This is a genomic window from Rhodoferax sp. MLSD5-FHT05B10 (assembly GCF_058793415.1).
Map to the genome: position 1 here is coordinate 83,752 of NZ_JBXAFT010000002.1, position 22,081 is coordinate 105,832.

The 22,081-nt window shown below is 62.0% G+C and carries 24 protein-coding genes and 1 tRNA gene; 16 read left to right on the top strand and 9 right to left on the bottom strand.

Annotated elements, in window-relative coordinates; translation table 11 throughout:
- The first annotated feature begins 29 nt into the window (after nucleotides 1-29).
- Together tatB and tatC are read left to right on the top strand one after the other, a co-directional pair.
- On the top strand, nucleotides 30-491 hold the full coding sequence (gene tatB, locus AC1Q5W_RS03040) for a Sec-independent protein translocase protein TatB (protein WP_492643918.1): 462 nt from the start codon (nucleotides 30-32) through the stop codon (nucleotides 489-491).
- Complete coding sequence (gene tatC, locus AC1Q5W_RS03045; protein ID WP_492643917.1) at nucleotides 491-1,285, top strand: twin-arginine translocase subunit TatC; 795 nt, start codon at nucleotides 491-493, stop codon at nucleotides 1,283-1,285. Before tatB ends, tatC begins: the two co-directional genes overlap by 1 nt.
- 36 nt (nucleotides 1,286-1,321) lie before the next feature.
- Here the strand turns inward: tatC and AC1Q5W_RS03050 are convergent, their stop codons facing one another.
- Entirely contained in the window at nucleotides 1,322-2,470 is a 1,149-nt protein-coding gene (locus tag AC1Q5W_RS03050; protein ID WP_492643916.1) for a S1C family serine protease, read from the bottom strand.
- A 123-nt stretch (nucleotides 2,471-2,593) separates the two neighbouring features.
- Between AC1Q5W_RS03050 and AC1Q5W_RS03055 the strand changes: the two genes are divergently transcribed.
- From AC1Q5W_RS03055 to pdxA, 3 genes are read left to right on the top strand one after another with little or no spacing between them, the layout of a single operon-like run.
- Nucleotides 2,594-3,019, top strand: a complete 426-nt coding sequence (locus tag AC1Q5W_RS03055; protein ID WP_492643915.1) for a hypothetical protein — start codon at nucleotides 2,594-2,596, stop codon at nucleotides 3,017-3,019.
- Nucleotides 3,016-3,762 (top strand): Nif3-like dinuclear metal center hexameric protein, encoded by a 747-nt coding sequence (locus AC1Q5W_RS03060; RefSeq protein WP_492643914.1) that lies wholly within the window; start codon nucleotides 3,016-3,018, stop codon nucleotides 3,760-3,762. Before AC1Q5W_RS03055 ends, AC1Q5W_RS03060 begins: the two co-directional genes overlap by 4 nt.
- Before the next feature lie 23 nt (nucleotides 3,763-3,785).
- On the top strand, nucleotides 3,786-4,883 hold the full coding sequence (gene pdxA / locus AC1Q5W_RS03065; RefSeq protein ID WP_492643913.1) for a 4-hydroxythreonine-4-phosphate dehydrogenase PdxA: 1,098 nt from the start codon (nucleotides 3,786-3,788) through the stop codon (nucleotides 4,881-4,883).
- Nucleotides 4,884-4,928: 45 nt separating this feature from the next.
- Here the strand turns inward: pdxA and mscL are convergent, their stop codons facing one another.
- Nucleotides 4,929-5,357: a large conductance mechanosensitive channel protein MscL gene (mscL, locus tag AC1Q5W_RS03070; RefSeq protein ID WP_492643912.1), complete on the bottom strand. Its 429-nt coding sequence runs from the start codon at nucleotides 5,355-5,357 to the stop codon at nucleotides 4,929-4,931.
- Between the two features lie 151 nt (nucleotides 5,358-5,508).
- Here mscL and petA point away from each other — a divergent pair, with 151 nt between their 5' ends.
- The 6 genes from petA to AC1Q5W_RS03100 all read left to right on the top strand — a co-directional run bounded on the left by petA (nucleotide 5,509) and on the right by AC1Q5W_RS03100 (nucleotide 9,666).
- Entirely contained in the window at nucleotides 5,509-6,123 is a 615-nt protein-coding gene (gene petA, locus AC1Q5W_RS03075) for a ubiquinol-cytochrome c reductase iron-sulfur subunit (protein ID WP_492643911.1), read from the top strand.
- An 11-nt stretch (nucleotides 6,124-6,134) separates the two neighbouring features.
- The gene (locus AC1Q5W_RS03080) at nucleotides 6,135-7,538 is read left to right on the top strand and encodes a cytochrome b (RefSeq protein ID WP_492643910.1); all 1,404 of its coding nucleotides are present in this window, start codon (nucleotides 6,135-6,137) and stop codon (nucleotides 7,536-7,538) included.
- 16 nt (nucleotides 7,539-7,554) lie between these two features.
- A complete protein-coding gene (locus AC1Q5W_RS03085) occupies nucleotides 7,555-8,313 on the top strand; it encodes a cytochrome c1 (protein WP_492643909.1) in 759 nt (252 codons plus the stop codon).
- 105 nt (nucleotides 8,314-8,418) lie between these two features.
- Nucleotides 8,419-9,030 carry a glutathione S-transferase N-terminal domain-containing protein gene (locus AC1Q5W_RS03090; protein WP_492643908.1) on the top strand — a complete coding sequence of 204 codons (612 nt, stop codon included), beginning with the start codon at nucleotides 8,419-8,421 and terminating at the stop codon, nucleotides 9,028-9,030.
- A gap of 20 nt (nucleotides 9,031-9,050) precedes the next feature.
- On the top strand, nucleotides 9,051-9,530 hold the full coding sequence (locus AC1Q5W_RS03095; protein WP_492643907.1) for a ClpXP protease specificity-enhancing factor: 480 nt from the start codon (nucleotides 9,051-9,053) through the stop codon (nucleotides 9,528-9,530).
- A 60-nt stretch (nucleotides 9,531-9,590) separates the two neighbouring features.
- A tRNA-Thr gene (locus AC1Q5W_RS03100) sits at nucleotides 9,591-9,666 on the top strand.
- 27 nt (nucleotides 9,667-9,693) lie between these two features.
- Here the strand turns inward: AC1Q5W_RS03100 and AC1Q5W_RS03105 are convergent.
- Entirely contained in the window at nucleotides 9,694-10,008 is a 315-nt protein-coding gene (locus AC1Q5W_RS03105) for a hypothetical protein (protein ID WP_492643906.1), read from the bottom strand.
- 25 nt (nucleotides 10,009-10,033) lie between these two features.
- Here AC1Q5W_RS03105 and AC1Q5W_RS03110 point away from each other — a divergent pair, with 25 nt between their 5' ends.
- The 5 genes from AC1Q5W_RS03110 to AC1Q5W_RS03130 all read left to right on the top strand — a co-directional run bounded on the left by AC1Q5W_RS03110 (nucleotide 10,034) and on the right by AC1Q5W_RS03130 (nucleotide 16,501).
- Entirely contained in the window at nucleotides 10,034-11,038 is a 1,005-nt protein-coding gene (locus AC1Q5W_RS03110; RefSeq protein ID WP_492643905.1) for a M23 family metallopeptidase, read from the top strand.
- A gap of 142 nt (nucleotides 11,039-11,180) precedes the next feature.
- Nucleotides 11,181-13,937 (top strand): preprotein translocase subunit SecA, encoded by a 2,757-nt coding sequence (gene secA, locus AC1Q5W_RS03115; RefSeq protein WP_492643904.1) that lies wholly within the window; start codon nucleotides 11,181-11,183, stop codon nucleotides 13,935-13,937.
- Between the two features lie 9 nt (nucleotides 13,938-13,946).
- Nucleotides 13,947-15,176: a bifunctional glutamate N-acetyltransferase/amino-acid acetyltransferase ArgJ gene (argJ, locus tag AC1Q5W_RS03120; RefSeq protein ID WP_492643903.1), complete on the top strand. Its 1,230-nt coding sequence runs from the start codon at nucleotides 13,947-13,949 to the stop codon at nucleotides 15,174-15,176.
- Nucleotides 15,177-15,179: 3 nt separating this feature from the next.
- The gene (locus tag AC1Q5W_RS03125; RefSeq protein WP_492643902.1) at nucleotides 15,180-16,058 is read left to right on the top strand and encodes an ATP-binding protein; all 879 of its coding nucleotides are present in this window, start codon (nucleotides 15,180-15,182) and stop codon (nucleotides 16,056-16,058) included.
- Nucleotides 16,055-16,501 carry an NUDIX domain-containing protein gene (locus AC1Q5W_RS03130; RefSeq protein ID WP_492643901.1) on the top strand — a complete coding sequence of 149 codons (447 nt, stop codon included), beginning with the start codon at nucleotides 16,055-16,057 and terminating at the stop codon, nucleotides 16,499-16,501. The genes AC1Q5W_RS03125 and AC1Q5W_RS03130 overlap by 4 nt, the downstream gene beginning before the upstream one ends.
- An 88-nt stretch (nucleotides 16,502-16,589) precedes the next feature.
- Here the strand turns inward: AC1Q5W_RS03130 and AC1Q5W_RS03135 are convergent, their stop codons facing one another.
- The 6 genes from AC1Q5W_RS03135 to pilB are packed head-to-tail and all read right to left on the bottom strand — an operon-like array spanning nucleotide 16,590 to nucleotide 22,040.
- Nucleotides 16,590-16,811 carry a DNA gyrase inhibitor YacG gene (locus AC1Q5W_RS03135; RefSeq protein WP_492643900.1) on the bottom strand — a complete coding sequence of 74 codons (222 nt, stop codon included), beginning with the start codon at nucleotides 16,809-16,811 and terminating at the stop codon, nucleotides 16,590-16,592.
- Between the two features lie 20 nt (nucleotides 16,812-16,831).
- Entirely contained in the window at nucleotides 16,832-17,587 is a 756-nt protein-coding gene (zapD, locus tag AC1Q5W_RS03140; protein ID WP_492643899.1) for a cell division protein ZapD, read from the bottom strand.
- 22 nt (nucleotides 17,588-17,609) lie between these two features.
- Nucleotides 17,610-18,221 carry a dephospho-CoA kinase gene (gene coaE / locus AC1Q5W_RS03145; RefSeq protein ID WP_492643898.1) on the bottom strand — a complete coding sequence of 204 codons (612 nt, stop codon included), beginning with the start codon at nucleotides 18,219-18,221 and terminating at the stop codon, nucleotides 17,610-17,612.
- 2 nt (nucleotides 18,222-18,223) lie between these two features.
- Nucleotides 18,224-19,069: a prepilin peptidase gene (locus tag AC1Q5W_RS03150; RefSeq protein ID WP_492643897.1), complete on the bottom strand. Its 846-nt coding sequence runs from the start codon at nucleotides 19,067-19,069 to the stop codon at nucleotides 18,224-18,226.
- Nucleotides 19,069-20,286, bottom strand: a complete 1,218-nt coding sequence (locus AC1Q5W_RS03155) for a type II secretion system F family protein (protein ID WP_492643896.1) — start codon at nucleotides 20,284-20,286, stop codon at nucleotides 19,069-19,071. Before AC1Q5W_RS03155 ends, AC1Q5W_RS03150 begins: the two co-directional genes overlap by 1 nt.
- 20 nt (nucleotides 20,287-20,306) lie before the next feature.
- Nucleotides 20,307-22,040, bottom strand: a complete 1,734-nt coding sequence (gene pilB / locus AC1Q5W_RS03160; protein ID WP_492643895.1) for a type IV-A pilus assembly ATPase PilB — start codon at nucleotides 22,038-22,040, stop codon at nucleotides 20,307-20,309.
- Nucleotides 22,041-22,081: the final 41 nt, after the last annotated feature.

The following is a 22,081-nucleotide window of genomic DNA, read 5'->3' on the forward strand; positions in this document are numbered from 1 at the left end:
GCGTACGTTCGTTGTGAGCCACTTGCTGCATGCTTGACATCGGTGTAACCAAGATCGCCATCCTCGGCGCCATTGCCCTGGTGGTGATTGGTCCGGAGCGCCTGCCCGGGCTGGCCCGCACCATCGGCACGCTGGTGGGGCGCGCGCGCAGCTATGTGGCCGACGTCAAAGCCGAGGTCAACCGCTCCATGGAGCTCGACGAGCTGCGCAAGATGAAAGACACGATGGAGAGCGCCGCGCGGGACGTGGAGCAATCCATCCAGACCACCGCCAGCGCGTTTGAGCAAACCCTGTCCGAGGCGGCCGGCACTGCTGCCGACACCGATACCGCGCCGGCTGACGAATACCCGCAGTATCGCCATCCCCAGAAACATTGGCGCACCAAGCTGGGTGCCACGCCGCATTGGTACAAGGTCCGTGCGGGCGTGCGGACCAAGGCCCTGTCGGGTGCCGCGCGGGTAGCCCGGTTCCGCCCACCCAAGATGCATTGATGGCCGACAACAAAGACCCCCAGGACGAACTCGCCGGGACCGAACAGCCGTTCATACAGCACCTGCTGGAGTTGCGGGACCGTCTGATGTACTGCCTCTACGGCATTGGCGCCGTGTTTGCGGTGCTGGTGTTCTACCCCGGCCCTTCGCATCTGTACGACCTGCTGGCCATGCCGCTGGTGCGGGCGCTGCCCGAGGGTTCGCGCATGATTGCTGTGGGCGTGGTGTCGCCGTTTCTGGTGCCCATCAAGGTCTCGGTGCTGGCCGCGTTCGGGCTGGCGCTGCCCTGGGTGCTGTACCAGGTCTGGGCCTTTGTGGCGCCGGGGCTCTACAAGCACGAACGCAGGCTGGTGGTGCCGCTGGTGATTTCCAGCACCGTGCTGTTCTACCTGGGCGCTGCCTTCTGCTACTTCTTCGTTTTCGGCCAGGCCTTTCCCGCGATCCAGAGAATGGCGCCGGCCTCCGTCGCCGTCAGCCCGGACATCGATGCCTATCTGGACTTCGTCATCACCATGTTCATCGCGTTCGGGGTGGCCTTTGAGGTGCCGATCGTGGTGGTCATTCTGGCGCGCATGGGGCTGATCAGCGTGGAGCAGTTCAAGGCGTTCCGTTCGTATTTCGTGGTGGGCGCGGCGGCCGTGGCCGGCATGGTGACACCGCCCGACCCGGTGTCCATGCTGGCCCTGCTGGTGCCCATGTACCTGTTGTACGAGGTGGGCATCTGGGCAGCCCAGTTCTTCATCAAGTACACGCAGCCGCCGTCAGACGACGACGCGGCAGCCCCGCAGGCGTAGCGCCGGTCTGTGCCCCTGGCGGGCTGCGCTACCGCATCACTCCTGCCGGTTGACGGCGCGGGGCCGGGGCCGTACCCCGGGGGTCACGTCCAGCTCCAGGGCCTGGTTCTTGCGCTCGATGGCAAAGTGGGCGGCGACGCCGGGCTTGAGGGCCGCTACCTGCGACAGCAGCTGGGTCACGTCGGCCACCGGTTGGTTTCCAATTTTCACGATCACGTCACCCGGGCGGATGCCGGCCTGGGCGGCCGGGCCGTTTTGCAGCACCCCGGTGATGATGACACCCTGGTGGGTCTTGACGTCAAAGGTTTCCGCCAGTTCGGGGGACAGGTCGTTGGGTTCCACGCCAATCCAGCCGCGGGTGATCTGGCCGTCTTTCACGATGCCTTCGAGCACCTGTTTGGCAGTCGACACCGGAATGGCAAAACCGATACCCATGTTGCCCCCCGAGCGCGAATAGATGGCCGTGTTGATACCCAGCAGGTGGCCGTTGGTGTCCACCAGCGCGCCGCCGGAGTTGCCGGGGTTGATGGCAGCGTCGGTCTGGATGAAGTTCTCGAAGGTGTTGATACCCAGCTGGTTGCGCCCCAGGGCGCTCACGATGCCGCTGGTGACGGTCTGCCCCACGCCAAAGGGGTTGCCAATGGCCAGCACCCGGTCGCCCACCTGGGCGGCATCGGAATTGCCCAGCACGATCACGGGCAGTTTGTCGAGTTCGATCTTGAGGATGGCCAGGTCGGTATCCGGATCGGTGCCGATGACCTTGGCGCGGGCGCTGCGGCTGTCATTGAGCACCACTTCGATCTCGTCCGCCCCGTCCACCACGTGGTTGTTGGTCAGGATATAGCCGTTGGGGCTCACGATGACGCCGCTGCCCAGGCCGGCTTGCGGCTCATTGCTCTGGTCGCCGAAAAAGAACTTGAACCAGGGGTCTTCGCTGTTGGGGTTCTTGCGGGCGGCCTTGCTGGTGTTGATGCTGACCACGGCGGACGACGCTTTCTGCGCCGCCAGGCGCAGGCTGCCCACGGGCGGTTCGCCGGCCGGCGTTGCCGGGGCTTCGATGAGTGCCACGGTACCCGCCACGGACGGGGCATGTCCCAGCCACTGGGGTTTGAGTGTGGCGACGACAAAGTAGGCCGCCAGCAGCACGGTGGCGGTTTGGGAGAACAGCAGCCAAAGACGTTTCATGGAGTTTCCAGATGGGACTGCGCACACAACGTGCAACCCGGGCCCAAATTGTAGGGCGCCTGCGCCATTCTGGGCTGCTTGTGCGGGTTTTGGCAGAGCGCCGCGGTACATTCGGGGCTTGCCATGGCCCACTCCCAGCAGATCATCCACATCCATTCGCAGGCGCCAGCCAAGCCGGCCCAGGGCGCTGCGTGCAATGGCTGCGGCGTGTGCTGCCTGAGTGAACCGTGTCCCATGGGCATGGTGCTGTCGGGCCGGCGCACCGGGGCCTGCCGTGCGCTGCTCTGGGACGGCGCACTGGCGCAGTACCGCTGCGGTGCGGTGCAGGCGCCCCGGGCGACGCTGGAGCAGGTCCTGCCGCCGGTTCTGCGGTGGCTGGCCCGGTGGCTCGCGCCGGTGCTGCGCCGCGCGGCGCTGCGCGGGATTGCGGCGGGCCAGGGGTGCGACAGCAGCTTGGAGCCGGAGCCGACCCCGCCCGGGCCTGTGGCATCAACGACAATGCCCCTACCGATTGAACCCCACGCGCACCGCGCAGACCCGCCGCCATGACCGATCGCCCCACATTGCACGCCGCGCTGGATGCCCTGCTCCAGCCGGACCGTTTCAAGGACTATTGCCCCAATGGCTTGCAGGTGGAAGGGCGGCTGGAGGTGCGCAAAATCGCCTCCGGCGTGACCGCCAGCCTGGCGCTGATCGAAGCCGCCATTGCCGCGGGGGCCGATACCCTGCTGGTGCACCATGGCCTGTTCTGGCGCGGCCAGGACGGCCGCGTGACCGGCTGGATGCGCCAACGCTTGGCGCCTTTGCTGGCGCACGACATCAACCTCTTTGCCTACCATCTGCCGCTGGACGCGCACCCGGAGCTGGGCAACAACGCGCAGCTCGGAAAACAGCTGGGCCTGCAGGAAGTAGGGCGTTTTGGCGAACAGCAATTGGGCTGGATCGGCGAGCAGGCCTTCGCCGGCGCCCAGGCCCTGGCGAACCGGGTGGAGGCGGTGCTGGGGCGCTCCGTGGTGCTGGTGCCGGGCAAGCCGGGGCCGGTGCGCCGCATCGGCTGGTGCAGCGGCGGTGCACAGGGCTATTTTGAGGAAGCCATTGCCGCCGGCGTGGACGCCTTCATCACCGGCGAAATTTCCGAACCGCAGGCCCATCTGGCGCGGGAGTGCGGTGTGGCGTATCTGGCGTGCGGGCACCACGCCACCGAGCGCTATGGGGCGCCGGCACTGGCGGCCCACGTTGCCGCGCAGCTGGGGCTGGAGCACACCTTCATTGACATCGACAACCCGGCCTGACCGTCCGGGCGCCTTCTACCACCATGACACAGTCCGTTGCAACATCCCAGCCCCTGGCCATCACCATGGGGGATGCGGCCGGCATCGGGCCGGAAATCATTGCCAAGGCCTTTCGCGCCCAGCCCCAGACCCTGCGGGGGTGTTTTGTCGCCGGCGATGTGGGCACGCTGCGCCGCGCCGCGGCGGTGGTGGTGGGCCCGGGGCAGGCCGCCTTGCCGGTGGCCGCCATTGCCTCGCCCGCCGAAGCGCTGGACGTGCCGCCGCATTGCATCGCCGTGCTGCAGGTGGGGCCGGCGCTGGAGCCGGTGGCCTGGGGGCTGGTCAGCAAGGTGGCGGGAGCTTATGCCGGTCGCTGTGTGGAATGGGCCGCCGATGCGGCCTTGCGTGGTGCGGTGTGCGCGCTGGTGACGGCGCCCCTGCACAAGGAGGCCTTGTCCGCCGCCGGGGCCCCTTATGACCGCTTCCCGGGGCACACGGAATTGCTGCAGGAGCAGGCAGCGCGCTACCTGGGCAAGCCGGTTGCCGAGGTGCCGGTGCGCATGATGTTGGCCAATGACGAGCTGCGCACGGTGCTGGTCAGCATCCACGTGTCGTTGCGCCAGGCCATTGAAGCGGTGACGTTTGACAACGTGCTGCAAACGCTGCACATCACCCACACGGCCCTGTCACGGGTGCTGGGGCGCGCGCCCCGCATTGCGGTGGCGGGGCTCAACCCGCACGCCGGGGAGGGCGGACTGTTTGGACGTGAGGAGCTGGAGGTGATTGCGCCGGCCATGGAGGCCGCCCGCGCTCAAGGCTGCATGGTGAGCGGCCCCTGGGCACCCGACACGGTTTTCATGCGGGCCCGCAACCCGGGCGGCGTGGCAGGGGAGTTCGATGTGGTGGTGGCCATGTACCACGACCAAGGCCTCATCCCGGTGAAATACCTGGGTGTGGAAAAAGGGGTCAACGTCACGCTGGGCCTGCCGCTGGTACGCACCAGTCCCGACCACGGTACGGCGTTCGACATTGCCGGCACGGGGCGGGCCGACGCCTCCAGCCTGCTGGAAGCCGTGCGCATGGCAAAAATACTGGCAACGGAAGCAGGCAATTTCCCGCCGGGCCGCCCCAAGGGAAATTAGCCCCCTTGGGGGGCAGCGACCCGCGCAGCGGCGGAGCGTGGGGGTCTATTTCTTCAGGCTGTCGCGGATTTCCCGTAGCAAAAGCACGTCTTCCGGGGTCGCGGCGGGTGCAGGAGCGGCGGCGGGTGTCTCGCGCTTCAGGCGGTTGATCTGCTTGACCATCAGGAAAATGATGAACGCCAGGATGGCGAAGTTGACGGCCACCGTGATGAAATTGCCGTAGGCGAATACCGGGACGCCGGCTTTCTTCAGGGCATCGAGCGTGCTGGCCGTGCCCGGGGGGACGTTGCCCAGCACGACAAACAGGCTGGAAAAATCGAGCTTGCCGACGACGGCTCCCACGAGCGGCATGATGAGGTCGCCCACCACGGAGTCCACGATCTTGCCGAAGGCCCCCCCGATGATCACACCCACGGCCAGGTCGATGACGTTGCCCTTGACGGCGAAATCCTTGAATTCCTGAATCATTCCCATGGCTGAACGCTCCCGCTGGATGTAAAGATGGAGTCAGTATCACCCAACGGGTGATCTTGTCAAATGAAGTGGCCCATTGGCATTGAATTGGGCTTTGGCCGTCAGCTACAATGCCCACTTTCCCTAGTAGTGATGTTCATTGAGGATTCTCATGAGTGAAACCCCTGTCGACACCAAACAGATCGACTCCAGCAAGCGGACCTGGTTAATCGCTTCCAGTTGCGCGGGCGCAGTTGGCGTTGGCGCAGTCGCTGTCCCCTTTGTGAGTACGTTCCAACCCTCCGAGCGGGCCAAAGCGGCTGGTGCTGCGGTTGAAGTGGACATCGCCGGCCTCAAGCCAGGCGAAAAAATGACGGTGGAGTGGCGCGGCAAGCCTGTATGGATCGTGCGCCGCACGCCCGAGCAGCTGGCGGCACTCTCCAAGATCACCGGCCAGCTGGCCGACCCGGAGTCCAAGCGCAAGCCCGACGAGTTCACGCCGGTGTATGCCCGCAACGAAGCCCGCTCCATCAAGCCGGAGTACTTTGTTGCCGTCGGTATCTGCACCCACCTGGGTTGCTCGCCTTCCGACAAATTCCAGACTGGCGCGCAGCCGTCCCTGCCGGATGATTGGCAGGGCGGTTTCCTGTGCCCCTGCCACGGTTCCACCTTTGACATGGCGGGCCGCGTTTTCAAGAACAAGCCGGCGCCAGACAACCTCGAAATTCCGCCCCACATGTACCTCTCCGACAGCAAGCTGTTGATCGGTGAAGACAAGAAAGCCTGAGGACACAAGAAATGGCTGATTTCAAGGAAATTTCCCCCAACGCGTCGGCAGGCGCCAAGCTCACCAACTGGTTCGAGAACCGCGTGCCCACGGCCTTTGATGCCTACCGCGTCCACATGTCGGAGTACTACGCTCCGAAGAACTTCAACTTCTGGTACATCTTCGGTTCGCTGGCCATGCTGGTGCTGGTCATCCAGATCGTGACCGGCATTTTCCTGGTCATGCACTACAAGCCAGACGCTGCGCTGGCGTTCGGCTCCGTTGAATACATCATGCGTGATGTGCCGTGGGGCTGGCTGATCCGCTACATGCACTCCACGGGCGCCTCGGCGTTCTTTGTGGTGGTGTACCTGCACATGTTCCGCGGCCTGCTGTACGGCAGCTACCGCAAGCCCCGTGAGCTGGTCTGGCTGTTCGGTTGTGCGATTTTCCTCGCGCTCATGGGCGAAGCCTTCATGGGCTACCTGTTGCCCTGGGGCCAGATGAGCTACTGGGGCGCCCAGGTGATCGTGAACCTGTTTGCCGCCGTGCCGTTTGTCGGCCCCGATCTGGCGCTGCTGATTCGTGGCGACTATGTGGTGGGCGATGCGACGCTGAACCGCTTCTTCAGCTTCCACGTGATTGCGGTGCCGCTGGTGCTGCTGGGCCTGGTGGTCGCGCACTTGCTGGCGCTGCACGATGTAGGCTCCAACAACCCGGATGGCATTGAAATCAAGGCCAACAAGGGTCCTGATGGCATTCCCCTGGACGGCGTTCCGTTTCACCCCTACTACACGGTGCATGACATTTTTGCGGTCTGCATGTTCCTGATGGTGTTCTCCGCCATCATCTTCTTCGCGCCCGAATTCGGCGGCTACTTCCTGGAGTACAACAACTTCATTCCGGCCGACCCGCTGCAGACACCGTTGCACATTGCGCCCGTCTGGTACTTCACGCCCTTCTACTCGATGCTGCGTGCCATCACCACCGAGATGGTGTATGTGTTGATCGCCTGCGTGTTCGGCGCAGCCGCGTTCAGTGTCATCAAGCTCAAGATGCCCACGATTTTCAAGGGTGTGATCGTCGGCGGTGCCGTGGTCGTCATCGCCATGATGCTGTCCATCGACGCGAAGTTCTGGGGTGTGGTGGCCATGGGTGGCGCAGTGGTCATCCTGTTCTTTCTGCCCTGGCTGGACAACAGCCCGGTCAAGTCGATCCGCTACCGTCCGGACTGGCACAAGTACGTGTACGGCGTTTTTGTGGTCAATTTCGTGATCCTGGCCTATCTGGGTACGCAACCGCCGTCGCCGGTCGGTGAGCGTGTGTCGCAGTTGGGAACCCTGTTCTACTTCGGCTTCTTCCTCCTGATGCCATGGTGGAGCCGCCTGGGCAAGACCAAGCCGGAACCCACCCGTGTCAATTTTTCTGCCCACTGAGCCGGAGAGTATGCAAATGAAAAAAGTAGTCATCACTTTGCTTGCGGCGCTGGGCTTCATGGTTGGTGCGCAGGCCAACACCGGCGGTCCCGCCTGGGACAAGGCGCCTGAGAAGACCACGGATTTGGCGGCCCTGCAAAACGGCGCCAAGCTGTTTGTCAATTACTGTCTGAACTGCCATTCGGCAGCGTTCATGCGCTTCAACCGTCTGCGCGACATCGGCTTGACCGAGCAGCAGATCAAGGACAACCTGCTGTTCACCACCGAAAAGGTTGGCGAAACCATGAAGTCGGCCATTGACCCCCGTCAGGCCAAGGAATGGTTTGGCGCCAACCCGCCGGACCTCACCGTGATTGCCCGTTCGCGTTCTGCGGCTGGCAAGGGAACGGGCGCCGACTACCTGTACACCTACCTGCGTGGGTTCTATGTGGACGACACCAAGGCCACCGGCTGGAACAACCTGGTGTTCCCCAATGTGGGCATGCCCCACGTCATGTGGGAATTGCAGGGCAAGCGTGCAGCCGTCTTCGAAACGGTGACCGAACATGGCCAGGAAGCGCACGTTTTCAAGGGCTTCGAGCAGTTGACGCCCGGTACCATGACGCCCGCGCAGTTCGACCAGGCCATGGGCGATCTGGTTGGGTACTTGCAATGGATGGCCGAGCCGGCCCAAAATACCCGAGTGCGCCTGGGCGTGTGGGTGTTGTTGTTCCTGTCGGTGTTGACCCTGTTCGCATGGCGCCTGAACGCCGCGTACTGGAAAGACATCAAGTAATACGGTCGTTGTGCGATCAGGTCGTGCTCCAAAAGGGCGGCCTGGTGCTTCGGAGTGGGTTCGCGACGGCAGCCCACTCTTTTTAATTTTTAGGAGTCTTTCGCCATGATGGTGCTGTATTCAGGAACAACCTGCCCTTTTTCCCACCGTTGCCGCTTTGTCCTGTTTGAGAAGGGCATGGACTTCGAAATTCGCGATGTGGACTTGTACAACAAGCCGGAAGACATCAGCGTCATGAACCCATACGGGCAAGTTCCGATTCTGGTAGAACGCGACCTCATCTTGTACGAGTCCAACATCATCAACGAGTACATTGACGAACGCTTCCCGCATCCCCAGCTGATGCCCGGAGACCCGGTGGACCGGGCCCGTGTGCGCCTGTTCCTGCTCAACTTCGAAAAGGAGTTGTTCACGCACGTTTCCACGCTGGAGGCCCGTACCTCCAAGGGCAATGAAAAGGCCCTCGACAAGGCGCGTGCCCATATCCGCGACCGCCTCACGCAGCTGGCTCCCGTGTTCCTGAAGAACAAGTACATGCTGGGGGACAACTTCTCCATGCTGGACGTGGCGATTGCGCCCCTGCTCTGGCGCCTGGATTTCTACGGCATCGATCTCAGCAAGAACGCGGCGCCTTTGCTGAAATACGCGGAGCGCATCTTCTCGCGTCCGGCTTACATTGAAGCGCTGACGCCGTCTGAAAAAGTGATGCGCAAGTAACGTCTGCACGGCCGGTTCCCATGATTGACGCCACAGACTCCAGTTCCACGCGCCCCTATCTCATCCGGGCCTTGTATGAATGGTGTACGGACAATGGTCTGACCCCTTTCATCGCTGTCCTGGTGGATGAAACGGTGCGCGTGCCGAATGAGTATGTGAAGGATGGCGAAATCGTCCTGAACATCAGTTTTGACGCGACGAGTTCCCTGAACCTGGGCAATGAGTTCATCGAGTTCAAGGGGCGGTTTGGTGGCGTGGCGCGCGATATCCTGGTGCCCGTGGATCGGGTGCTGGCCATCTATGCCCGTGAAAACGGACAGGGCATGGCGTTTCCCATGCTGGCGAGTTCCGGCGCTACCGCCCCGGATACGGCAACGGTAATGGCCGATGCCAAGCCCATGGTGCTGACCCGTGTGACCGGTGTGGTGGAAGACAACGGTCCTGACACCCCTCCGCGCCCTTCGGGCGGCGGCAAGCCATCACTGACACGCGTCAAATAGGCGACGGCTGGCGGTGTCGCCGCGCTGACAGGCAAGGGCGTGATGTAGAATGCGCGACGTGCCGATTTAGCTCAGTTGGTAGAGCAACCGCCTTGTAAGCGGTAGGTCATCAGTTCGAATCCGATAATCGGCACCATTTTTCGCGGTCAGTCTTGCTGCGATTTCATGTGGGTTTGTGCGCCATCTGGACTTTGATTCGGATGCTGTTCACCTCCCAGCCCTTGGAGCGCAGATGCGATTCCAGAGAGGGCAGCAGTTGGCGAATCTTCGCCGCGGCCGCGTTGTTGTCGAGAAGCAGGCACCAGACCGGGCCTTCAATCGGACCGGCTTTGACCGCCGATCGCAAGGTGGCCGGAATCAGCTTCTCGACCGACTTGAGGCGGGCCGAGGATTCCATTGCGAGGTCTGCCAGGCGCGCCAGGGTCGGCGAGTCCTGCGTGGCTTGCAGCAGCGTAACGGAGTGGTTGCGACGGTTCATGATTTGAAATGCGAGGAAGTCCCCGATGCAGTTGATTATCACGGATGCCTGGTTGGTCAAAAGCCGCGCAGTTCATTTGAGCGGCACCAAGCTTGCCCTGGCCCTGGTTGGGCTGTCCCTCACGTTGATGCTGGTCTCTGCCGGCCTGTACCACTGGGTTTTTCTCAAGGGCGCCCGTGAGGGGTGGCCCGTCATCGGCGCGCTCGTCAAGCTGGTGGTCAAGGATGAAGTGGCACAGCGGGACCGGTTCATGCGCGAAAACATTGAGGTCATGGCCCGCAAGCTGGGCGAGATGCAGGCCAAGATGCTGCAGTTGGAGTCGCTGGGCGAGCGTGTATCCGGCCTGGCGGGGGTGAATCCCGCAGACATCAAGATCAAGCCCGGGCAAGGTGGGGCGTTGGTGCCTGGTCGCGATTTGACCATGGAGGAGTTGCAGGGCACGCTGGAGCAGCTGGACCATCTGGCCAATCAGCGCACCGACCTGATGACCGTGCTGGAGTCGCGCTTGTTTGAGCAAAAAATCAAGAAAATGACGATTCCCACCCAGCGGCCGGTTTTCAGCGCCAATTTGGGTTCGGTGTTCGGTTGGCGCATTGACCCCTTTACCGGACGTTCGGCCTTGCATACCGGACTGGATTTCCCCGCAACGCCGGGAACGCCCATTTTTGCCGCGGCAGGCGGTGTGGTGGTGACGCAGGAGTTTCACCCGGAATACGGCAACATGGTCGAAATCGACCATGGCAACAACCTCGTCACGCGCTATGCCCATGCCTCCAAGGTGGATGTGAAAAAGGGCGACCTGATCAAGCGGGGCCAGAAGATTGCGGAAGTGGGTTCCACTGGACGTTCGACCGGGCCCCACCTGCATTTCGAGGTGCTGGTGCAGGGGGTAACCCAGGATCCGCAGAAATTCCTTGATGCCGGACGCGGACTGTCTGCGAACCAGGTGGCCCAGGCAAAACTCCCTGTTGCGCTGCCACCGCGTCCCCGCAATGGCGCCGTACCCGCTGCAGCGTCCGGGCAACGCTAAAATCAGCGATCTGGTATTTCCGGTGCCGTGCAGCCGCTGTTGGTGGTTGCATTGCACGGGAACACCCCCACTTCATTCAGATTAGATAAAGGACTGCGCTGTTCTGTGGCCTCATCGGGAGGCGCAGGCCAGTCTTGCATGCATGGCCATCAATATCCTTACCAAAATCTTCGGTAGTCGCAATGACCGCCTGCTCAAGCAATACCAGAGCGTCGTTGCGCGCATCAACGCCATGGAGCCGCAGTTTGAGCAGTTGACTGACGAGGGGCTGCGCGCGAAGACGCAGGAATTCAAGGAGCGCCTAGCCAAGGGCGAATCGGTGGATGCCATTCTTCCCGAGGCATTTGCCGTAGTGCGCGAAGGCTCCAAGCGGGTCATGAAGATGCGGCATTTCGATGTGCAAATGCTGGGGGGTATGTCGCTGCATTACGGGAAAATTTCCGAGATGCGCACGGGTGAAGGCAAGACGCTCACTGCCACGCTGCCGGTCTACCTCAATGCCCTTGCAGGCAAGGGTGTGCACGTGGTCACGGTCAACGACTACCTGGCCAGTCGCGATGCCCAGTGGATGGGGCGCCTCTACAACTTCCTGGGCTTGACGGTGGGTATCAACCTGCCGCAGATGCCGCGCGAGGAGAAGCAGGCCGCCTACAGTGCCGACATTACGTATGGCACCAACAACGAATACGGATTCGACTACCTGCGTGACAACATGGTCTACGAGGTGTCCGACCGCGTGCAGCGTGGCCTGCATTACGCGATCGTGGACGAGGTGGACTCCATCCTGATCGACGAGGCGCGTACGCCGCTCATCATCAGCGGCCAGGCGGAAGACCATACGGAGATGTATCTGGCCATCAACAAGGCGGCGCCCCAGCTGGTGCGCCAGGAGGGTGAGGCGGATCCCCGTACCGGCGAGGGCGTGACCAAGCCGGGTGATTTCACGGTGGACGAGAAAAGCCACCAGGTGTTTCTGACCGAGCAGGGGCACGAGACCGCCGAGCGGATTTTTGCCGAAATGGGGTTGATTCCCGCGGGCTCCTCGCTGTATGACCCGGCCAACATCACGCTCATGCACCACCTGTATGCGGCATTGCGGGCGCACCATGTCTTCCATCGCGACCAGCACTATGTGGTGCAGCAGGGCGAAATCATCATCGTGGACGAATTCACCGGCCGCCTGATGACCGGGCGGCGCTGGAGCGACGGTTTGCACCAGGCAGTGGAGGCCAAGGAAGGCGTGGCCATCCAGGCTGAAAATCAGACACTGGCTTCCATCACGTTCCAGAACTATTTCCGTCTATACGGCAAGCTCGCCGGCATGACCGGAACGGCCGATACCGAGGCCTACGAGTTCCAGGAAATTTATGGCCTGGAAACCGTCGTCATTCCGCCCAACCGCGTCAGCCGCCGCGACGATCAGCTTGACCGGATTTACAAGACCACACGCGAGAAATACGAGGCGGCGATCAAGGACATCCGCGAATGCCATGAGCGCGGCCAGCCGGTGCTTGTGGGAACCACCTCGATCGAGAACTCGGAAATCATTTCCCAGCTGCTTGAGAAGGAAAAATTGCCGCATCAGGTGCTCAACGCCAAGCAGCACGCACGCGAGGCCGATATCGTGGCCCAGGCCGGCCGCTCCAAGATGATCACCATCGCCACCAACATGGCCGGTCGGGGGACCGACATCGTCCTGGGTGGCAGCGTGGAAAAAGCGATCGAAGCCGTGGAAGCGGATGAAACGCTGGATGCCTCTGCCCAGCAGCAGAAGATTGCAGCGTTGCGGGCTGAGTGGCTGGTCGAGCATGAAAAGGTCAAGGCACTGGGTGGCTTGCGCATCATCGCCACCGAGCGCCACGAGTCACGCCGCATTGACAACCAGTTGCGTGGCCGCTCCGGACGCCAGGGGGATCCGGGTTCCTCGCGGTTTTACTTGAGCCTGGATGATTCCCTGATGCGCATCTTTGCCGGGGACCGGGTCAAGGCCATCATGGACCGGCTGAAGATGCCCGAAGGCGAAGCCATCGAAGCCGGTATCGTGACCCGCAGCATCGAGAGCGCGCAGCGCAAGGTCGAGGCGCGCAACTTCGACATGCGCAAGCAGTTGCTGGAGTACGACGACGTGTCCAACGACCAGCGCAAGGTCATTTACCAGCAACGCAATGCCATTCTGGACGCGCAGGACCTGAGTGCCCAGATCGCATCGTTGCGCGAGGGCTGCTTCCAGGATCTGGTGCGCCAGTACATCCCGGACGAATCCGTGGAGGAGCAGTGGGATGTGCAGGCCCTGCAAAAGGTGCTGGCCGAGGAGTGGCTGATTGAACTCGATCTGCACCAGCGCGTGCAGGAAGCGAACGCCATCACGGACGACGACTTGCTGACGGCCGTGGTCGAGGCGGCCCATGGGGTTTTCCAGACCAAGGTGGATCAGGTGGGAGTGGAGAACTTCACGCAGTTCGAGCGCATGGTGTTGCTGCAGAGCATTGACAGCCACTGGCGCGATCACCTGAGTGCGCTGGACTACCTGCGCCAGGGCATTCACCTGCGGGGTTATGCGCAAAAGCAACCCAAGCAGGAATACAAACGCGAGGCCTTCGAGTTGTTCGGGCAGTTGCTGGACTCGGTGAAGAACGAGGTCACCAAGGTTCTGATGACGGTGAAGATCCAGTCCAGTGAGCAGCTGGAAGAAGCGGCTGAAGCCCTGGAGACTCGCGGCGAGACCATCAGCAACGTCACTTACAGCGCCCCGACGGAAACCGGTGAGGTGCAAACCACCGTGGACCCGGAGACGGTGCGCGATGCCGCTGCCGGCCAGATTCCCCGGGTGGGACGCAACGACCCCTGCCCCTGTGGCAGCGGCAAGAAATACAAGCAATGCCATGGAAAACTGGCCTGAAAGATAGCAATGCCCGTCAATTTGCCTGCTCCTGATATCGATACGCTTTTTCCCATTGCGGGCGTTCGCATTGGCGTGACCGAGGCCGGCGTGCGCAAAGCCGGCCGCAAGGATTTGACCGTGGTGCTGATGGACGAAGGTGCCTCGGTGGCCGGCGTCTTCACCAGCAACCGCTTCTGCGCCGCTCCGGTGCAGATTTGCCGCCAGCATCTGGCAAGTGGAGCCGGAATTCGGGCCATGCTGATCAACACCGGCAATGCCAATGCCGGCACCGGCACCGATGGTCTGGCGCGAGCGCGCAGCACCTGCGCAGCCCTGGCGCAGCATCTGGGCATTTCCGTGGAGCAGATACTGCCGTTTTCCACGGGGGTCATCATGGAGCCGCTGCCTAACGAGCGCATTGAGGCCGGTCTGGCTGCGGCTATTGCAGACGCGAAGCCGGGCAACTGGTTGCGTGCGGCAGAAGGCATCATGACCACTGACACGGCACCCAAGGCCTTTGGGGCACAGGTGACTATTGGTGGCGTGCCGGTGCATATCACCGGCATCAGCAAGGGCGCGGGCATGATACGCCCCAATATGGCCACCATGTTGGGCTTTATTGCGACCGATGCCTGCGTGAGCCAGTCGATCATGCAGCAGCTGACACGGGAGCTGGCCGAAGGGTCCTTCAACCGGGTAACGGTGGACGGCGACACGTCCACCAATGACTCATTGGTGGTGATTGCGTCCAACCGCGCGGGGCACGGTGTGATTGAGTCGCTGGATAGTCCGGATGGACAGGCCCTGAAGAACGCCATGCTGGGTGTGGCGCGCGATCTGGCCCAGGCAATTGTGCGCGATGGCGAAGGGGCGACCAAATTCATCGCCATCGAGGTGGAAGGGGGGCGTGACGCCGGTGAATGCCGCCAGGTAGCCTATGCCATTGCCCATTCGCCCCTGGTGAAAACGGCCTTTTTTGCCAGCGACCCCAATCTGGGGCGCATTCTGGCCGCGGTGGGTTATGCCGGCATCGAAGATCTGGACCAGAGCCGCATTGAACTGTTTCTGGACGATGTGCACGTGGCTACCCAAGGCGGGCGCAACCCGGCATACCGAGAGGAGGACGGGCAACGCGTCATGAAGCAAAGTGAAATCACGGTGCGTGTCGGCCTGGGGCGTGGCACCGCCGCGGACACGGTGTGGACCTGCGACCTGAGCCACGATTACGTGACGATCAACGCCGATTACCGCTCCTGAGGCATGACTGAGCAGCTATCGGCCTTCCTGGCGCGTGCAGAGCTCTTGATGGAGCGTATCGAGGCGGCCTTGCCCCATGCCCTGGTGCAGCCGGACTGGGGCGCCTCCATTGCATTCCGCTACCGCCGACGCAGCTCGGGGCAGGGCGTCATTGCACCGGTTGGCCACATTGGCGCCATCAGTCTAGATGACCTGAAGGAAATTGACGTCCAGAAGGAAAAGATCCAGCGCAATACCGAACAGTTTGTGCGTGGCGTACCCGCCAACAACGTGCTGCTGACCGGCGCACGGGGAACCGGCAAGTCGTCGCTCATCCGGGCCTGCCTGCATGCCTATGCAGACCAGGGGCTGCGCCTGATCGAGGTTGACAAGGCGGAGTTGGTGGACCTGCCTGACATCGTGGAACTGGTCGCCCAGCGGCCGGAGAAGTTCATCATCTTCTGTGATGACTTGAGCTTTGATGAAGGCGAGCCAGGCTACAAGGCGTTGAAATCGGTGCTGGACGGATCCGTGGCAGCCGCGACACCCAATGTGCTGGTTTACGCCACCAGCAACCGTCGCCACCTGTTGCCGGAATACATGGCTGAGAACCTGAGCTACACCCACACGGCCGATGGCGAGGTGCATCCTGGAGAGGTCGTGGAAGAGAAGATTTCCCTCTCCGAGCGGTTTGGTTTGTGGGTGAGTTTTTACTCGTTCAGCCAGGATGAGTATTTACAAATTGTTGCGCAGTGGCTGTCGGCCCTGGGGGTGGATGCGCAACACATCGCAGCAGCCCGCCCCGAGGCACTGGTCTGGGCCCTGGAGCGGGGATCGCGTAGCGGCCGCGTGGCCTGGCAGTTTGCCCGGGACTTTGCGGGGCGCCGCAGCACCACGCCATGACGGGCCAGCCCTTGGTGGCCGATCCTGGCGCCACCCGATTAGGGGGCGCCGACCGTGCGGTGGTGGATGTGGCCGTTGGCGTGCTGGTGCGCCCGGATGGCGTTTTCTTGCTGACATCACGGCCGCACGGCAAGGTCTATGCCGGTTACTGGGAGTTTCCCGGCGGCAAGCTGGAAGCCGGGGAATCGGTGGAGCAGGCCTTGCGGCGGGAACTGCAGGAAGAGTTGGGGATTGAAATCGCATCCGCCTTGCCCTGGAAAGTGGAAATGGTGGACTACCCCCACGCGCTGGTGCGGTTGCATTTTTGCAAGGTATTTGCCTGGACAGGCGCCTTGCAGATGCGGGAGGCACAGTCTTTTTCCTGGGAGCGTCTGCCGGTCCGGGTTCAGCCGGTTCTACCCGGGACGGTTCCGGTGCTGCAGTGGCTGGCAGAAGAGCAATAATTCCAGGGCGCTACACATTCGATAGCTGCCCGCGCAGAGAATTAGCGGTCTACAGCCTGAATAGGTGCCTATTTGGAGTGCCTGCCGGCTACATCCGAGGGGTCTCGTTAAACATCAGATCGTCCGGTGCCGCCTGCGTGGGCACCCGGAAGGTTTCGCTGGCCCAGGCGCCGAAGTCCATGTTTTTGCAGCGCTCGCTGCAAAAGGGTCGCGCGGGGTTGGAGGGGCTGTATACGCTGTCGCCGCCGCAGGTCGGACAGCGCACGATTCGGCGTGGGGTTGCGATGCCTGCGTCGTCAGTCTGATCCATGGGTGCGGCTTCCTGGAGTTTCAGGAGCACAGCGCCAGCTCAAAAGTGCCGTCGGTATTGCTGGAGTGCAAGCGGTCGTCATCTTCGTGGCGCATGAGGCGGATGGAGACCATCAGGCGGTTGCCGCTGATTTCCGGGATCAGGTTCAATGCGGGATCCAGCGCCAAGCGCAGCAACTGGAACGTGCGCCCTTGTGGCAGATTCTGCTGGAACTGTCCGCCGACCGCGATGACTTTCTGGGGAGAGCCGGAGTCCCGCAACAACTTGAGCAGCAGGTGGATGGATTCGGCCAGCGGGGAGAGGGATGCGGCCCAGCGCTGCAGATCAGTCTGGCGTGCAGCGGCACTGCCGTGTTGCCACGCATAGTAAGCCGGCAAATCGAATTCGCATGTGCCACCCGGAATGCCCACCCGACTGCGGATGCTCATGAGCCAGTCGTTTTCCGTGAGCGATTGGCCTGCCTTGCCGGGCTGGCCATTCAAGGCACTGAAGCAGCGGTCCAGTTGCTGGACGATGTCGTCGAGCACCCCTTCCGCAATGGCCGGGTTGCCGCGGTAGCCATTCAGGATCTGCTTCTGCTTGTCCAGGTCCTTGAGGACATCGGATTTCAGGTCGGCGCGGGCACCAACGTCCATGACCTCGAAGATGGTGGTGATGGCGAAATGGTGGTCCAGCGCTTCTGTGCGGGACATCAGTTCTGCCAAACGCAGAAACAGGTGCTCCAGACGCAAATAGGTGCGAATGCGCTCGTTGAAGGGGTATTCGTAAAGGATCACGCTGATTTTTCCGGTGGCCGAATCATAGCCCGAACTGGGGTCCAATTTCCTGCACCTGCCGTGCAAGTTCGTCCATGGTAATGCCATCGTTGAACACCACCATGTCGGCTGCTGCCAGCCGTTGGGCACGGGAGGCTTGTGCGGCCAGAATTTTGTGCACTTCGGCTTCGCTCAGGCCATTGCGTGCGGCAACGCGGGTGATCTGGGTGGCTTGCGTGCAGTCAATGACCAGAATCCGGTCCAGTGTCTTTCGCCAGTGCCGGGACTCCACCAGCAAGGGGATGTCAAACACCAGGCAGGCCGCACCTGCGGCTTGGGCTTGTTGTGCCTGCAGCGTAATCGCCTGGCCAACCAGGGGATGCACAATGCCTTCCAGCCGGGCCTTGGCAGACGGATCGGCGTAAATCAGTGCGCGCATCTGGTCGCGGTCCAGCGCACCTTCGGGCGTCAGCAGGGTGGGTCCGAAAGCGGCCTTCAGCAAGGCAATGGCGGCGCCTCCGGCTGCGGTGGTGGCACGGGAAATGGCGTCTGCATCAATGACAACCGCACCCTGGCGCGCCAGCATGCCGGCAACCGTGCTCTTGCCGCTGCCGATGCCTCCGGTCAGGCCCAGCCGGGCCGCAACGGTACCCATGCTCAGAGCCCGATAGCCTGGCGCAGTGCGGTCGGCCCGAGAATGAGGGCGGTCAAGCCTGCTCCGGCAAGAAAAGGCCCGAAGGGGACGTAGCCGCCCTCCCGCAAGCCGGTGTTGAACTTCATGGCAATACCCACGATGGCGCCAATGATGGAGGCCAGCAAAATCATGGGAATCAGGGCTTGCCAGCCAAACCAGGCCCCCAGGGCGGCAAACAGCTTGAAGTCACCATAGCCCATGCCCTCCTTGCCAGTCACCAGCTTGAAAAGCCAGTACACCGACCAGAGGGAAAGGTAACCGGCTACTGCCCCCCAGAGCGATGCATGCAGTCCCACCGGCGTCCATTGCAGCGCCGAGGCCACCAGCCCCAGCCACAGCAGGGGCAATGTCAGATCGTCCGGCAGCAGGGTGGTATCCCAGTCGATGAGTGCCAGCGCGAGCAGGGTGGCGGCAAACGCACACCAGATGGCGCCCGTGGCAGTCGCCCCCCATTGCCAGACGCTGAAGAAGAACAGGCCGCTGGTGGCGATCTCAACCAGCGGATAGCGCACGCTGATGGGGGCTTTGCAGGCCGAGCAGCGTCCGCGCAGCAGCAGGTAGCTGATGACCGGCACGTTTTCATACCAGCGGATCATGTGTCCACAGTGTGGGCACCGGGAGCGCGGCACCATCAGGTTGAACGGTGCCGCAGTTTCTGGTGGTTTGCCCGCCATTTCGGCGCATTCCGCCGCCCATTGCCGTTCCAGCATCTTGGGCAACCGGTATATGACGACGTTGAGAAAGCTGCCGATCAGGAGGCCCAGTACGGCGGCGATGGAGGCCTCAAGTCCTTGCAAAGTCAGTGTCATCAAACCACCTGACCCAGCTTGAAAATAGGCAGGTACATGGCCACCACAATGCCACCGATCACGGTGCCCAGGATCACGATGATGATGGGCTCCATCAGGCTGGAGATGCCCGCCACCATGTCATCCACTTCGGCTTCGAAAAAATCGGCAGCCTTGCCCAGCATGTGGTCAATGGAGCCGGACTCTTCACCGATGGCGCACATCTGAAGCACCATGGAAGGAAACAGGTTGGCGTTGGTCATGGCCGCCGTGAGGGCGGTGCCGGTCGAGACTTCCTGCTGGATCTTGAGCGTGGCCTCCTCGAACACATTGTTGCCCGCCGCGCCGCCCACCGAATCCAGTGCCTCCACCAGGGGCACACCGGCGGCAAACATGGTCGACAGGGTACGCGTCCAGCGGGCGATACAGGATTTTTCCACCAACGCGCCAAAAATGGGCAGCTTCAGCATGATGCGATCCATGACGGCCTGCATTTTCTTGTTGCGCTTCCAGGACTCCATGAAAAAGTACACGCCGCCGCCAATGCCGCCGAAGATCAGGTACCAGTACTGGATGAAGAACTCACTCATCGCAATGACCATTAGCGTGGGCATGGGCAGCTCGCCACCGAAGGACGTAAACACCTGCTTGAACGATGGAATCACAAAGATCATGATCACGGCCACCACGACAAATGCCACGACCAGCACGGAGATGGGGTACATCAGCGCCGACTTGATTTTGGATTTGATGGCCTCGGTCTTCTCCATGTACACCGCCAGGCGGTCCAGCAACTGGTCCAGAATACCGGCCGACTCGCCGGCCTCCACCAGGTTGCAATAGAGGTTATCAAAGTACAGGGGGAATTTCCGGAACGCGACGCTGAGGGAGGTGCCCGTCTCTACATCGGTGCGAATGTCGTTGAGCAGCTTGGTGACGCGGGGGTTGGGGTTGCCACGGCCCACGATGTCAAAGGCCTGGAGCAGGGGAACGCCGGCTTTCATCATGGTGGCGAGCTGCCGCGTGAAAATGGCAAGGTCCTTCGGTTTGATCTTCTTGCCCGCGCTCATCTTGCGCTTCTTGATCTTGGTCGGAGTGACCCCCTGCCTTCTGAGCGAGGCCTTGATCTGGTTCTCGCCAGCGGCGCGCATTTCGCCCCGGACCTGCTTGCCGTTGCGATCCTTGCCTTCCCATTCAAAAACGGCGTCCTTGCTGTCTGCTGTCTTGGCAGTTGCCATATAGTCCCCTGGGTTACTCTTTATTCGTTGGTGACGGCCAGAACCTCTTCCAGCGAAGTCAGTCCCTGCTTGGCTTTATGCAGGCCGGATTGTCGCAAAGAACGCACGCCTTCCAGCTGCGCTTGCGCGGCAATATCCAGGGCGCTGCCGTCCCGCAGGATGATGCGCTGGATTTCATCACTGATTGGCATGACTTGGTAAATGCCGACACGTCCTTTGTAACCGTTGTTACACATGGAGCAACCCACGGCGCGGTAGGTCTTCCAGGTTCCGTCCAGCTCCGATTCCTGAAACCCGGCAGCGAGCAGTGTTTCCCGGGGAAGCTCTGCCGGAGCCTTGCAGCTGGCGCACAGGCGCCGGGCCAGGCGTTGTGCCGTGATCAAAATGACGCTGGATGCAATATTGAAGGGCGCAATGCCCATGTTGCGCATGCGGGTCAATGTCGCCGGCGCGTCGTTGGTGTGCAGCGTCGACAGCACCAGGTGTCCGGTTTGTGCGGCCTTGATGGAGATGTCAGCCGTTTCCAGATCGCGGATTTCACCCACCATGATGATGTCTGGGTCCTGGCGCAAGAAGGACTTCAGCGCGGCGGCAAAGGTCAGGCCTGCCTTCTCATTGACATTGACCTGGTTGACGCCGGGCAGGTTGATTTCCGACGGATCTTCGGCCGTGGCAATGTTGACGCCGGGCTGGTTGAGCAAGTTGAGGCAGGTGTAGAGCGACACCGTCTTGCCTGAACCCGTGGGCCCGGTGACCAGAATCATGCCGTAGGGCCGGCCGATGGCCTTGAGCAGGCGCTCTTTTTCTTCCGGCTCGTAACCCAGGGCGTCAATGCCGAGCTTGGCACTGCTCGGGTCCAGAATCCGGATCACGATCTTTTCGCCAAAAAGCGTCGGCAGCGTGCTGACGCGGAAATCGATCACCCGGTCGGCGCCGACCTTGAGCTTCATCCGGCCGTCCTGGGGCACACGCTTCTCGGAGATGTCCATGCGGGAGATCACCTTGATCCGGGAGGCGAGTTTTTCCTTGATGGCAATGGGGGGGGATGCAATTTCCCGCAGTTCACCGTCAATGCGAAAACGTACGCGGTAGGTGTGCTCGTAGGGCTCGAAATGCAGGTCGGAGGCCCGCATGCTGAAGGCGTCCATCAGCATTTTTTGAAGAAAGCGGACGACCGGTGCGTCTTCCACTTCGGCGACGTTCGTCTGGGTGTTGTCGCTGATGACTTCGGTGGACGCTTCGTCGAATTCGAAGTCGCCGCCGATGATGTCTTCCATGGCCTCCGAGGCGCTGGTCGTGCTGGCTTCCACCAGCTTGGACAGCTTGTCGTATTCGGCGATGACCCATTCAACACCCATCTGGGTCGAGAACTTGATTTTTTCCGCTGCTGCCTGGTCGGAGGGATCAGCGGTTGCAACGATCAGGCGGTTGCTGTGCTTGTTCAACACCACAACGCGGTAGTCGCTGCAGATCTTGTTGTCCAGCAACCCCTTTGGCAGCCGCTGCGGGTCAACGGCATCCAGATCGATCAGGGGCGCGGCAAATGCAGCCGAGAGCGTGTGTGCCAGATCGGAGGCGGAGACGGCTCCCGAGCCAACCAGCTCGGCGATGAAGCTGCTCTTGCCGGCGAGGGTCTTGCGGTAGATGTCCTCGGCGGAGGTTTGGCCCAGCTTGCCGGCGGTGACCAGGGCACGCCCCAGGCCGGGAAGGGCGATGGCGGGGGATTCACGTTGGATGGTATCGACAGCGGCCATGACCCAGTAAGAATGTACGTTGCAGCGAAATCAGGGCATCA